Origin of the sequence: cf. Phormidesmis sp. LEGE 11477 (assembly GCF_015207105.1) — a bacterium.
Taxonomy (GTDB): Bacteria; Cyanobacteriota; Cyanobacteriia; order Phormidesmidales; family Phormidesmidaceae; genus Phormidesmis.
This window is the reverse complement of the sequence record NZ_JADEXO010000022.1, coordinates 1-12,298: the sequence shown is the minus strand read 5'-3', so window position 1 is coordinate 12,298 and position 12,298 is coordinate 1. Positions and strand designations below refer to the sequence as shown.

General features: G+C 50.5%; 13 protein-coding genes. 10 read left to right on the top strand and 3 right to left on the bottom strand.

The features are described from left to right. The first annotated feature begins 3 nt into the window (after nucleotides 1-3). The 4 genes from IQ256_RS08960 (at nucleotide 4) to IQ256_RS08945 (ending at nucleotide 5,632) form a co-directional block, all read left to right on the top strand. The gene (locus tag IQ256_RS08960; RefSeq protein WP_228024708.1) at nucleotides 4-1,464 is read left to right on the top strand and encodes a hypothetical protein; all 1,461 of its coding nucleotides are present in this window, start codon (nucleotides 4-6) and stop codon (nucleotides 1,462-1,464) included. A gap of 19 nt (nucleotides 1,465-1,483) precedes the next feature. Further along, a complete protein-coding gene (locus IQ256_RS08955) occupies nucleotides 1,484-2,533 on the top strand; it encodes a methyltransferase (protein WP_193855194.1) in 1,050 nt (349 codons plus the stop codon). A gap of 78 nt (nucleotides 2,534-2,611) precedes the next feature. Continuing rightward, nucleotides 2,612-3,820 carry a NupC/NupG family nucleoside CNT transporter gene (locus tag IQ256_RS08950; protein WP_193855193.1) on the top strand — a complete coding sequence of 403 codons (1,209 nt, stop codon included), beginning with the start codon at nucleotides 2,612-2,614 and terminating at the stop codon, nucleotides 3,818-3,820. 189 nt (nucleotides 3,821-4,009) lie between these two features. Next, nucleotides 4,010-5,632, top strand: coding sequence for a tetratricopeptide repeat protein (locus tag IQ256_RS08945; protein WP_193855192.1), 1,623 nt, complete (start codon nucleotides 4,010-4,012; stop codon nucleotides 5,630-5,632). Between the two features lie 67 nt (nucleotides 5,633-5,699). Here IQ256_RS08945 and dinB read toward each other — a convergent pair whose 3' ends face one another. Together dinB and IQ256_RS08935 are read right to left on the bottom strand one after the other, a co-directional pair. Further along, nucleotides 5,700-6,875: a DNA polymerase IV gene (gene dinB / locus IQ256_RS08940; protein WP_228024707.1), complete on the bottom strand. Its 1,176-nt coding sequence runs from the start codon at nucleotides 6,873-6,875 to the stop codon at nucleotides 5,700-5,702. Then, entirely contained in the window at nucleotides 6,868-7,305 is a 438-nt protein-coding gene (locus tag IQ256_RS08935; protein WP_193855191.1) for a (2Fe-2S) ferredoxin domain-containing protein, read from the bottom strand. The genes dinB and IQ256_RS08935 overlap by 8 nt, the downstream gene beginning before the upstream one ends. Nucleotides 7,306-7,420: 115 nt before the next feature. Between IQ256_RS08935 and IQ256_RS08930 the strand changes: the two genes are divergently transcribed. The 5 genes from IQ256_RS08930 (at nucleotide 7,421) to IQ256_RS08910 (ending at nucleotide 9,978) form a co-directional block, all read left to right on the top strand. Then, entirely contained in the window at nucleotides 7,421-8,332 is a 912-nt protein-coding gene (locus IQ256_RS08930; protein WP_193855190.1) for a D-hexose-6-phosphate mutarotase, read from the top strand. 116 nt (nucleotides 8,333-8,448) lie between these two features. Next, a complete protein-coding gene (locus IQ256_RS08925) occupies nucleotides 8,449-8,649 on the top strand; it encodes a putative toxin-antitoxin system toxin component, PIN family (protein WP_193855189.1) in 201 nt (66 codons plus the stop codon). Then, complete coding sequence (locus IQ256_RS08920; protein WP_193855188.1) at nucleotides 8,646-8,999, top strand: toxin-antitoxin system HicB family antitoxin; 354 nt, start codon at nucleotides 8,646-8,648, stop codon at nucleotides 8,997-8,999. The genes IQ256_RS08925 and IQ256_RS08920 overlap by 4 nt, the downstream gene beginning before the upstream one ends. A 20-nt stretch (nucleotides 9,000-9,019) precedes the next feature. Further along, the gene (locus IQ256_RS08915; protein ID WP_193855187.1) at nucleotides 9,020-9,349 is read left to right on the top strand and encodes a hypothetical protein; all 330 of its coding nucleotides are present in this window, start codon (nucleotides 9,020-9,022) and stop codon (nucleotides 9,347-9,349) included. Nucleotides 9,350-9,411: 62 nt separating this feature from the next. Then, on the top strand, nucleotides 9,412-9,978 hold the full coding sequence (locus IQ256_RS08910) for a putative glycolipid-binding domain-containing protein (protein ID WP_193855186.1): 567 nt from the start codon (nucleotides 9,412-9,414) through the stop codon (nucleotides 9,976-9,978). Nucleotides 9,979-10,002: 24 nt separating this feature from the next. Here IQ256_RS08910 and larB read toward each other — a convergent pair whose 3' ends face one another. Beyond that, a complete protein-coding gene (gene larB / locus IQ256_RS08905; protein WP_370623391.1) occupies nucleotides 10,003-10,785 on the bottom strand; it encodes a nickel pincer cofactor biosynthesis protein LarB in 783 nt (260 codons plus the stop codon). Between the two features lie 103 nt (nucleotides 10,786-10,888). On the opposite strand from larB, the gene IQ256_RS08900 reads away from it, so the two are divergent. Continuing rightward, entirely contained in the window at nucleotides 10,889-12,280 is a 1,392-nt protein-coding gene (locus tag IQ256_RS08900; RefSeq protein WP_228024706.1) for a lipid-A-disaccharide synthase, read from the top strand. The last annotated feature ends 18 nt before the right edge of the window (nucleotides 12,281-12,298 follow it).

Here is a 12,298-nt window from a genome sequence, read left to right as displayed (position 1 = left end):
CGCATGTCACAGGTTCTAGCATCGCCCCAGCCTAGCGCTAATGTCTTCACTAGCCTCTTGCCGGTATTTTTCAAGAATGTAGGCACGCTGATTTTACTGCTGTTGTTGCTGCCGCTAAATATTGGTTTGATTTTTTCGTCTATGGTAGTGAATGCTATCTACGAGAAAGTAAATAGAGGAAAAGCAGATGGAGAGAAAGCAAATAGGAAAGTCGCTGAAATAGACTCAAAGCAAAAAGCGTCGCACGATGCAGCCGCTAGAGCGGCGCAGACCAAAGGCCGAAAGAGAGTGCTAATTACTGGCGCAAAAATGACCAAAGCGCTGCAGCTTGCCCGCTCTTTTTATCAGGACGGTCATGAAGTTTATTTGGTTGAAACGCATAAGTACTGGCTGAGCGGCCATCGATTTTCTCGGTCGGTCAAGCGTTTTTTCACTGTGCCAGCGCCAGAGAAAGACAGCGATGGCTACAGTCAGGCGCTTGTAGAAATTGCCAAAGAACACAATATCGATCTATTCATTCCTGTTTCTAGCCCTATTGCTAGCTACTATGATTCTCTTGCGAAAGTAGCGCTAGCGCCTTACTGCGAGTCTCTTCACCTTGACCCGGAGGAGACTGTAATCTTAGACGATAAGCACGCTTTTTGTAGTCAAGCCACCGCCTTGGGGCTTTCTGCGCCAAAAGTCTTTCGTATCACCGACCCGAATCAGATATTAGAGTTTGATTTTGAACGTGATGGTAGCCAGTACATTGTCAAAAGCATTCCATACGATTCGGTGCTGCGACTGGATCTGACTAAACTGCCGTTTGCAGGGATGGAAGACTATGTGCGATCGCTTCCCATCAGCGAAGCCAAACCCTGGGTGATGCAAGAATTCATTCGCGGTCAGGAATACTGCTTTCATGCCACCGCCCGCAAAGGCAAAATCAGGCTGCACTGCTGCTCAAAATCTTCTCCATTTCAGATCAACTACGAACAGGTTAACAACGCGGCAATTTATCAGTGGGTAGAAACCTTCATCCAAAAGATGAACCTCACAGGTCAGATCTGTTTTGACATGATTCAAACCGAAGATGGCCAGGTGTATCCTATTGAGTGCAACCCACGCCTGCATTCTGCAATCACCATGTTTCACGATCATCCCGGCGTTGCTAATGCTTACCTCACTGATGGTGAACCTGATGAACTTCCCCTGACGCCGCTTCCTAACAGCCAGCCTACCTACTGGACCTATCACGAGCTTTGGCGGCTGCTCAGCGTTCGCTCTGCCGCTGATTTCAGCGCCTGGTGGAACAAAGTTACCGCTGGGACCGATGCTGTTCTAGACCCTAACGATCCGCTGCCCTTTTTGATGTTGCACAACTGGCAAATCCCTTTGCTTTTGCTCGACAACCTGCGTCGGCTAAAAGGCTGGGTCAAAATCGACTTTAACATTGGCAAGCTAGTTGAACTTGGCGGCGATTAAACACCCATTACACAAAGAAATGACAATCACCCAAAACCCCAACAGCGAAGCCAAGCAAAAAGTCTTTGACCTGATGCTGACCTTTGTGAAAAGTCAGTGCCTGTATGTATCTGCTCGCTTAGGCATCTTCGATCTGTTAGACGACAGCGGCGAACAATCTGTAGACTCTCTTGCTACACAGACCAACACCGATACTGAAAGGCTGTACTTTATCCTTAGAGCGCTTGCCCACGTAGATATTCTCGAAGAAAAGCCCGGTAGAGTTTTCGCTCCAACAGAAGCATCTAGTTTGCTAGTAACTAACAAGGCTCCTTCTGCTGGCCACTTAGCCATGCACTTGATTGAACCGGCTCAGTGGGACGCTTGGAAGGTCTTGCCTGAAGCGCTAGAGAAAGGAGTTGTTCCTTTTGAATTGGCCAACGGCATCGGCGTGTATCCCTACTGCTATGAAAATGAGTGGAGCAAAGATACCTTTATTAAGGCTATGAGCTTCCTGACTCACTCTCAGGTAGAAGGCTTATTAGAGGCGTATGATTTTGGTCAGTACGAGACTGTCATGGATGTGGGCGGCGGACAAGGCGGCTTGATCGCCAGCATCGTCAAGCGCTATGGCTGCAAAGGCATTCTATTCGACTTGCCGGATGTGGCCCATACTGCAAAGGACTACATTGCCAAACAAGGCATCGATCCAGATGCGATAGAGATCAAGACGGGCAACGTTTTTGAGTCGGTGCCGGCAGGGGCAAAGGCCATCGTGATGAAACATTTTATCTCTGCCTGGAGCGACGCAGACGCTAAGAAGATTCTGGCTAACTGTAAAGCCGCCTTGCCAGCAGATGGTCGACTGATTTTGCTACAGTCTTTTGTTCCAGATATTGACGAGCCAAAAACAGAAGCCGATGGGATTATGCCGGGCATCTTCGCTGTGCAGATCAACGTGGCTACGCCGGGCGGTGGCTGGCGCACCAAAAAGCAGTTCCAAGCCCTATTTGAAGAGAGCGGCTTTAGGCTAGAGAAAGTGATTAAAACGTCTAATAGCCTATCGGGAATGGAGTTTAGTGTGGCGTAGCTTTCAGTTTGGGTCGCTCGCTACCTGGTAGTATTTGCCACATCTACTGCTGGATGTTTAGTGTTGGGGAGCGAGCCTATGGAGCGACTAGTTGGGCTGTTGGGGCTAGGGGTATTCATCGGATTTTCCTATCTGGTGTCTGTCAATCGCAAGGCAGTGCGCTGGCGACCGGTGCTGTGGGGATTTGCGCTACAGATATTTTTTGCGCTGATCATCTTAAGAACGGCGGTAGGACTAGCTATTTTTCAATGGTTAGGAAATATTGTCAGCGCTTTTTTAGACTACTCAGATGCGGGGGCTTCTTTTGTCTTTGGCGAGAATTTTGAAGACTTTTTCTTTGCCTTCAAAGTGCTGCCCACGATTGTCTTTTTCTCGGCCTTCATCAGCGTGCTGTATCACTATGGGATTTTGCAGTTTGTGGTGAGTGCGATCGCCCGCCTGATGATCCGCACCATGAAAACCTCAGGCTCTGAGACCCTTTCCGCTGCGGGCAATATCTTCGTCGGCCAAACCGAAGCACCGCTGCTGATCAGGCCCTACGTTTCAACCATGACCATGTCTGAGCTACACGCGGTGATGACCGGTGGTTTTGCCACGATTGCGGGTGGCGTGCTAGCTGCCTTTGTTTCCCTTGGCATTCCAGCAGAGCATCTGCTCGCCGCCTCGGTGATGTCGGCCCCGGCAGCGCTGGCAATTTCAAAGATTATGTTTCCAGAAACAGAAGATTCTCCGACAAAAGGAAACGTCAAACTAATTGTTGAAAAAACTAGCGTTAACGGTATTGATGCGCTCACCACAGGCACTTTAGACGGACTGCGCCTAGCGCTGAACGTAGGCGCGATCATTATTGCTTTCTTAGGTGTTCTAGCGGCGGCGAACGCCCTGATTGGCTTTCTAGGTGGGCTCGTTGGCTATGCTGAACTTTCTCTAGAATCTATTTTGGCTGTGCTGCTAGCGCCAGTCGCCTGGTTGATGGGCGTTCAGTGGGCGGATTGCAGTGAGGTCGGCGCGCTGCTAGGACAAAAGACAATTCTCAACGAGTTTATTGCCTATCCCGCCCTGAAAGTGCTGATAGACGAGAATGCGATTTCAGAGCGATCGATTGTGATTGCGACCTATGCGCTATGCGGCTTTGCAAATGTTGGCTCGATTGGCATTCAAATTGGCGGCATCGGCAGTATTGCACCCGAGCGTCAGTCGGATCTGGCTAAAATTAGCGTTAGAGCGATGGTCGCCGGAACCTTGGCCTGCTTCACGACGGCCTGCATTGCTGGAATACTGCTATAAAAAAACTGCTAGGAGAGAACTGCTATAGAAAACTGTTGTAAGAGAACAGAAAGTTCGTAGGATAAAGAAAGTGTGTAGGCTTTCTTGTTCTACATACCTCTTCTCTTTGGGATGAGCTACTTTGGAATAAGCTACTTTGGTAGCTGATGTTCTTTGACGTACGTGCGATCGCTCGAATAGCCCCATCATATGAAGCTCAACCGATACTGGCTAGTCTCATTCATGGCACTTTTGTGGAGTCAGCCTGCAATAGCCCATATATCCGCTACATCCGCACCTTCGCCGTCAGTAGCCCACCAGGTAGCCCAAACGACTGTAGCCCAGACGACTAGTGAACCGTCCGCTACCCCAGCAGAGCAAGAAGCCGAGGCTATTCGACTATTCAATCTGGGAACCGATGCCTTTTTTAGTGCCCAGTATCGAGATGCAGTCAATATATTCCAGGCAGCATCAGTTCTCTTCAGGCAGGCTGGCAACCCGCTAGATGAAGCCGGCTCCCTACAGTTTTTGAGCGTTAGTCATCTGCGTTTAGGCCAGTACGAACAGACGATCGAAGTCAGTCGGCAAGCCTTGGCCCTGACCCGAGAAATTGACGATCGCCAGGGCGAAGCGAACTCACTACGAGATCTAGCTACTGCCCATGCCAACTTGAGGCAGTACGAACAGGCAATTGACTTTTATCAGCAGGCGCTAGCTGTCAATCAAGACTTAGATAATCAGAGTGCTAGTGCCAGTATTTTAGGCAGCTTAGGTACGCTTCACTACGTTTTGAGCCAGTACGAGAAAGCGATTGATTTTCACCAACAGGCATTGGCTATCAGCCAAGACCTAGCCGAACCGCAGGATGAAGCCAACTTATTGGGCAATATCGCGATCGCACACCAGGCCCTCGGTCAGTATCGGCGAGCGATTGACTTTCATCAGCAGGCACTGGCCATTGTTCGAGAGTTGGGCGATCGCACGGGCGAAGCCTCCATCCTCCAGAATCTAGGGCTAGCCCACGACAGTCTAGGCCGGTACGAGCAGGCAGTTGATTTTCACCAAGCCTCTCTAGAAATCAAGCAAGAACTGGGTGATCGCACTGGCGAGGCCAACTCACTCGGCAATATAGGCGTCGTTTATACAGTCTTAGGCCAATACGAGCAGGCAATCGATTTTCAACAGCAGGCGCTGGCGATTCATCAAGAGCTTGACAACCCACTAGGCGCAGTTAATTCGCTTTTGGGGCTTGGCATCGCCCATGCTGACTTGGAGGAATACGAGCAAGCAATTGACTTCACCCAGCAAGCGCTGGCTGTTAGCCGGGAGATCGGCAATCAGCGGGGCGAAGCGCAAGCGCTGATGAATCTAGCCACCAGCTACGGCAGTTTAGGCCAGTTCGAGCGCTCGATTCGCTTTTTGCAGCAGAGTCTGGCCGTTAACCGGGAGATGGGCACGCGTGAGGGTGAGGCAAATTCGCTAGGAAACCTGGGGATTGCTCATCGAAATTTAGGACAGTACGAGCAAGCAGCCGATTTCTTACAGCAGGGTTTAGCCGTTGCCCAAGACATTGATAATCGCCGGATCGAAGCTCGCTGGCTGAGTGAATTAGGCAGCTTATGGAGTGCTCAAAATCAGGTAGAGCGGGCCACGAATGCCTACAGCGATGCGGTTGAAGTCTATGAAGAAATTCGGGCCAGCATCACCGGACTTAGCCCAGACTTGCAAACGTCTTATACCAATGCGATCGCCAGCACCTACCGCGAATTAGCAACGCTGCTAATTGCCCAAGGCCGCACGGAAGAAGCCCAAAGGATTCTCGATCTTTTATAGGTCTGTAAAGCGAAGTATCTAGCAGTCACTCTTGCAGTCACTCTTTAGAACTCTTAGATATCAAGTGTTAGCTGAACAGGCTAAGCTGACTGTAGGGTTGGGGATCTATCAGGTTAGATACTGTGATGCCCAATAGTCTGATCGGGCGACCTGGCTCTACATTCACACTCAACAAACCCACCGCCAGCTGAAAAATCTGTTCATTCTCTTTGATCGGCGTTGCTAACGTGCGGCTGCGAGTGATTGTATTGTAGTTATCGTACTTGATCTTGAGCGTTAGAGTGTAGCCATGACGTTTGTTCTTTTGCAATCGCTGATGCACTTCTGTTGCAATATTCACCAGCGCCGCTTTCATCTCTTCTATCTGAACCAAATCTTTGAAGAAACTGCGCTCGGCTCCAATCGATTTGCGAATACGGTTGGGATTTACCGGGCGATTGTCTTCGGCTCTAGCAACCCGGTAGTAGTAGCTGCCAACTTTGCCAAAGGCTTGAGTGAGTTCGGCCTGTGTCCATCGCTTGAGATCTGCGCCTGTGTGAATGCCCAAAGCTTTCATCTTGGTTGCAGTAGCCGGGCCAACCCCATAAAAGTCTTCTATAGATAGCTTTTCAATAAACGTTTCAGCATCGTCTGGGCCGATAAAGGAGAGTCCGTCGGGCTTGTTCAGATCAGAGGCGATTTTGGCCAGGAACTTGTTGATCGAAACCCCGGCAGAGGCAGTGAGCTGTAGGTTTGTGCGGATGCGATCGCGGATTTGTTGGGCGATCGCCACTGCCGAACCGATTTCTTTTTTATCCACCGTCACATCTAGATACGCTTCATCTAACGACAGCGGCTCAACTAGATCGGTATAGTCAAAAAAGATTGCTCGAATCTCTTGCGAAACTGCTCGATATCTTTCAAATCTAGGCTTGACAAAGATTAGATGCTGACACCGGGCGATCGCACTACGAGAAGGCATCGCCGAATGAATGCCGTACTTTCTCGCCTCGTAGCTAGCCGCACAGACGGCTCCGCGCTGTGAAGGCAGGCCGCCAACCGCCACCGGTTTACCGCGCAGCTCAGGATAATCTCGCTGTTCTACCGAAGCGTAGAAAGCATCCATATCTATGTGGATGATCTTGCGAACTTGGCTGACGACAGGCGATTGTGACTTGAGACTCGGCTTGGCGCTAGGCATAGTATCGGAGCTAGGCAACTCGGGGCTAAGCGGCTCGGAGCTAGGCACCTCAGGGCTAAGCATAGTGCGATCGCCCACCTATCACCACCGCTATGCCAATGCAAAACGCCATAAACAAAGCAAACGCGATCGCCCAAATCCAAATCGAATTTCGCGGCGCTCCATTCCCTTTTCCATGCACCTGTGAATACAGCATGTAGGTTACCGGGCGATCGCCTAGCAAATGCTGTTTTACAATCACAGACACCTCTTTGGCACACATCTTGCTGTACCAGGTCTTGTCAGGCGTGACCAAAACCATCGGCCCATTGCCGCACTGTCCCAAGCAGCCCGAAGCTTCAAGCTCAACATCGCCAGCGCTCTCAGCAGACAGGCACTGCTTAAAAGCCGCCAGTACTTCGTCTGAGCCCTGCTGTTTGCAAGTTGTATTCTGGCAAACTAAAACCCTTCTAGGCACGGATATAGGCTGAGAGAAGACAGCTTCAAAGAACACCTAAATTCTAGCGAATGACAGCCAGTCCTAGAGTTTTAGCCAGAATTTTAGAAGACAGACGACTAGGCCCAATCAGGCGTAAATTAATAAGGCGAGACTCTATAAAGCAGACGTTATGAACATCGAGCAACTGAACCAAGAATTCGCGATCGCTGACCAGCTCAGCATTATCGAGGGCAAAGGCGGGTTTCCGGTTATCACCATCGACAATGAACAGGCAAAGGCAAATATTTCTGTCTATGCAGCGCAGGTGCTATCTTTTCGGCCCACCAGCGCAGACGCAGATCTAATGTTTGTCAGCGAGAATGCTTATTATCAAACAGGCAAAGCGACCAAAGGCGGCATTCCTATCTGTTGGCCCTGGTTTGGCCCCGATCCAGCAGGGCAGGGCCGCGCTAGCCACGGTTTTGTTCGCAACCGAATGTGGACTTTGCTTAGCACTGAGACCACCGCGACCGGAGAAACCAAAGTCCGGCTCGGCGTCAGCGCAGATGAAGAGACTCAAAAAATTTGGCCTCACAGTTTCGAGCTAGTAATGGAGATCTTGGTTGGTCAAACGTTAACAGTTGCTTTGATCACCAGCAATACGGGCGATCGCGCCTTCCAGATTACTCAAGCCTTTCACAGCTACTTCACGGTGGGTGATATTAATCAGGTCAAGGTGCTGGGCCTAGAGGAGACAACTTACCTAGATAAAGTAGACGACGGCAAAGAGAAAAAGCAGTCCGGCGCAATTACGTTCTCATCAGAAACCGACCGCATCTACACCGACGTTAAACCCGAACTCACCGTCGAAGACAGCGCCCTAAACCGTCGCATTCGCATTTCCGCAACTGGCAGCAAGACCGCCATCGTCTGGAATCCGTGGAAAGAAATATCGGCCAAGATGGGGGATTTAGAAGAGCAAGACTATTCGCGGTTTGTCTGTGTGGAGACGGCGAATGCGGCTGATGACGTGGTTGAGGTTAAACCGAATAGTACGTATCGGTTGCAGGCGATTTACGCGATTGAGGCTATAGATGGTTAGGGAGCTATCCGCTCAAATAGAGAAGGGGGAGAGATGTAGTGAATAGCTGCTTTACAGGGACCAACCGTGTTGAACCGACGGAAGTATGACACTAAATACGGTGCTATAGTAGTGTCATGACTGCTGATTTATCTTTTCGAGTTGTGATTGATACAAACGTCGTATTCGAGGGCTTGACCAAGCGGGGCGGCGCTGCTGGGTTAGCGATAGAGGCATGGTTAGCTGGTCTATTGACCGTTTATGTTTCTACCGCACTTGCTTATGAGTACGTTGATGTTCTATCTCGTAAGCTTGCCGGCAATGAAGATGAAGCATGAGTCGATTCACTCTTCGGTTACCGGAAACGCTACATCAGCAACTAGCAAACTTGGCAGATGGCGAGGGTGTCTCCTTAAACCAATATATTGTCTATGCTCTGACGCGACAGGTAACGCTTGCCTATTCGGTTAGTGCAGTTTCTAAGGAAGACATTCAGCAACAGAAACTATCGTTCAATACTTTGGTGCAAGACCTGGGGAAAGCGTCTTCTTCTGAGGTCTCAGCAGCATTGGCTGAACGAGAAATGGCTTCACCAGAGAAGGATTTAGATCTCCATACTGTTGCGCTTCTGCAAGAAAAGATACAAGATGCAGCGAAAGCACACTCAAAGGCAGACGGAACTGACTGACGCTGCGTTGATGCTGGCGTATGATCGCATTCTCATCAGAAACTGACCGCATCTACACAGATGTCAAACCTGAGCTGGTGATTGAAGATAGCGCATTGGGTCGCCGCGTTCGGATTTCGGCGACGGGTAGTAAGACGACGATTGTTTGGAATCCGTGGAAGGAAATATCGATTAAGATGGCGGATTCGAAAGAAGGAGCCGATCTACAGTTTGTCTGTGTGGAGACGGCGAATGGGCTGATGATGTGGTCGAGATCGTACCAGATAGCGCCTACAAACTACAGGCGGTTTATGCAATTGAGTCTATGGCTAGCTGATCTCATCACTCGGCTGGTCTTCAGCTCCGTCTAGTCCATGGCTGACGTTTCCATAATCAGCTAAAGTCATTCGAACTCGAACGTGAAAGGTTAGCTATGAAAACGACTGTGCGTTGGTGTGATTGGGAAATGCAGGGACTCGAATTCTGTACGCTCATTCAAGAACCGAACATGTTGTTATTGGAAGGGGTTGTGGTAGGCACTCGGGAGAGTCGATATGGTGCATATTACCGCGTGCAAGCTGACAGTGAATTCAGAACACGAAAGGTTGATTTTTCCTACGTAGGAGGATCAACTCTGCATGTCGAATCTGATGGAAATGGACATTGGACAGATACTGTTAACAACACTCCAATAGTGTCATTAGAAGGCTGTTTTGATGTAGATATTGGTGTCACACCTGCTACAAATATGCTGCCGATTAAACGGCTAGGTCTAGCGGAAAATGAGAGTAGGCATATTCGTGCAGCCTACATACCGCTGCCAAGTCAAATTGATGGTGCGTTTTTACCGCGATCTGTTGAGCAACGATACACTTGTCTAAAAGCTGATAAGCGATATCGCTACGAAGGCATTTTTCGCGATTTTAGTGCAGAACTTGAATTTGATGAAAACGGTTTGGTTATTGACTATCCCGACACTTTCCGTCGCGTGGGTACTTAACAGCGTTTGACGCGATGTTTCAGTTCACTTTGTGCTAGACATTGCGTTAGATATTTTCGCTGCCGTCCGCAGGATCTGCCCGGCTAAGATAGCTGCGCCGAAGCCGTTATCAATATTGACAACCCCGATTCCTGTTGCACAAGAATTTAGCATGGTCAGCAAAGGAGCCAGTCCTTGAAAGCTTGCCCCATAGCCGATGCTAGTCGGTACAGCAATTACTGGACAGTCGGCTAGTCCAGCGACAACGCTTGGCAAAGCGCCTTCCATCCCGGCTGCCACAATCAGCACGTCAGATTCGTTGATCACATGCTGATTGCTGAGCAGTCGGTGGATGCCAGCGACGCCTACGTCCCACAGACGGGTAACAGCAAAGCCACACAGTTCGGCGGTGACAGCAGCTTCCTCGGCTACGGGTAGATCGGCTGTGCCTGCGGTTAGAATGCTCAATCTTCCGGGCCTAGTCGGTAGAGGCTCTAAGGGTAATATCGCGCAGATTCTAGCGGTCTCAAAATAGGTGGTCTGGGGTAGCTCTGTTTGAATGGTTTGATATTTTTCTGCGCTTACCCGTGTGGCCATCACTACAGGGTGTCGTCCTTCCATAACTCGCATAATCTCAGCGATCTGCTCGGCGGTTTTATCCTTACCCCAGATCACCTCAGGAAAGCCAGTACGGCCAGTCCTAGCATGGTCAATCTTGGCAAAGTTGCCTACGCTCTCATATAACTTTTGAGATGCCCGATTTGGTTCAGACTGAGTGATGATTTGATTCTCGGATTGATTTTTGGGCTGGTTCTGGGACGGGCTCACAGGCTGATTCATCGGCTAACTTACTGGGCGATCGCATCAAGAAACACAACTGTAATAGGCTAACGTAGCAAAATGGTTTTAACTTTTGCTTTTCTAGCCCTCCATGTCCCCAACGCTCAGCTCTACCGAAACGAATCAGGCCAAGACAAATCAAACCAGCCTAACGTCTGAGTCGACATCTGATCTGGTCGATGTCGTCATTTTGTCTAATGGCCCTGGTGAAGTGGCGACCTGGGTGAAGCCTGTGGTGCGATCGCTCCGTCAAAAAGCGCCTAGCTGCCGCATCTCTGTCATCCTCTCTCCTTGCCCCCACGCCTCCGGTAAAGAGCCCGTTATCCTCTCAAACTATCCCGAAGTAGACCGCGTTCAAAGCGCCCCCAACTTCTTCAGATTTTTATTAACGGGTAAGACGGCTGATAGCTGGGACTGGCGACCCAAGGGTATTGTTGTTTTCCTAGGCGGCGATCAGCTATATACGGTCATGGTCGCCAAACGGCTAGGCTATCGCACCCTTACCTATGCCGAATGGGACGCTCGCTGGACGGGCCTAGTCGATAGATTCGGCATTATGCAGGCCAAGATTCTTGATAAAGTCCCTAGGGCCAGACAGCACAAATTTACCGTCGTGGGCGATTTGATGGGAGACGTGCAGGCGATCGCCGATCGCCCCGAAATCACCGACATCCTGGGCTGCGATCCCGCTGCCAACATCATTGGGTTCTTACCCGGCTCCAAGCCGATCAAGCTAGAGATGGGCGTGCCCATGCTGCTAGGCATTGCCCAGAGTCTTCATCAACAGCGCCTCTGCGAACAGCCTGAACAGTCCGAGCAGTCCGAGCAGTCCGAGCAGTCCCTACAATACGTCATTGGCGTCGCCCCCACCCTCACGCTGGCCAATCTAATGGCCTACGCAGATCCCGCGCTCAATGACGCCATGACCCTACTAAAAGCGCCTAGCATCACCCTGCACGAACCCGCCCAAGGACTGCCCTACTGGCAGCTCCAAAACGGGCCTAAAATCCATCTATGGCAGCGTTTCCCAGCGCTAGACCTATTTTCACAGTGCCAAATGTGCTTCACCACCGTCGGTGCCAACACCGCCCAGCTAGCTGCGCTAGCCACCCCGATGATTGTGCTCTTGCCCACCCAAAAGCTAGATGCGATGAAGATAGCCGAGGGCTGGCCCAGACTGGTTTCTCAACTGCCAGGACTGCGCGTGATCGCCCGCACCGTCATCGGTCCCCTACTGCTAAAAGGTCTGCAAAAATCCCATAAATACTTCTCCTGGCCAAACATCACCGCCAAAGCCGAAGTCGTCCCCGAACTCTTCGGCACCGTCACGCCCGCGCAAGCCGCCGCCGTCGCCCTCGACTATCTAGAACACCCCGAAAAACTAGACCAGGTTCGCCAGGCCCTGCAAAATCTACGGGGACCCGCTGGCGCTGCCGACAAAATGACCGACCTCATACTAGAAACCGTCAACTATCCTGAATAAACCCATCTCCCCCTCCCC

Bases quoted from the DNA above. Each gene is read 5' to 3' on its own strand.
- IQ256_RS08960 (WP_228024708.1), top strand. From the start codon at position 4: ATGTCACAGGTTCTAGCATCGCCCCAGCCTAGCGCTAATGTCTTCACT.
- IQ256_RS08955 (WP_193855194.1), top strand. From the start codon at position 1,484: ATGACAATCACCCAAAACCCCAACAGCGAAGCCAAGCAAAAAGTCTTT.
- IQ256_RS08950 (WP_193855193.1), top strand. From the start codon at position 2,612: ATGGAGCGACTAGTTGGGCTGTTGGGGCTAGGGGTATTCATCGGATTT.
- IQ256_RS08945 (WP_193855192.1), top strand. From the start codon at position 4,010: ATGAAGCTCAACCGATACTGGCTAGTCTCATTCATGGCACTTTTGTGG.
- dinB (WP_228024707.1), bottom strand. From the start codon at position 6,875: ATGCTTAGCCCTGAGGTGCCTAGCTCCGAGCCGCTTAGCCCCGAGTTG.
- IQ256_RS08930 (WP_193855190.1), top strand. From the start codon at position 7,421: ATGAACATCGAGCAACTGAACCAAGAATTCGCGATCGCTGACCAGCTC.
- IQ256_RS08925 (WP_193855189.1), top strand. From the start codon at position 8,449: ATGACTGCTGATTTATCTTTTCGAGTTGTGATTGATACAAACGTCGTA.
- IQ256_RS08920 (WP_193855188.1), top strand. From the start codon at position 8,646: ATGAGTCGATTCACTCTTCGGTTACCGGAAACGCTACATCAGCAACTA.
- IQ256_RS08915 (WP_193855187.1), top strand. From the start codon at position 9,020: ATGATCGCATTCTCATCAGAAACTGACCGCATCTACACAGATGTCAAA.
- IQ256_RS08910 (WP_193855186.1), top strand. From the start codon at position 9,412: ATGAAAACGACTGTGCGTTGGTGTGATTGGGAAATGCAGGGACTCGAA.
- IQ256_RS08900 (WP_228024706.1), top strand. From the start codon at position 10,889: ATGTCCCCAACGCTCAGCTCTACCGAAACGAATCAGGCCAAGACAAAT.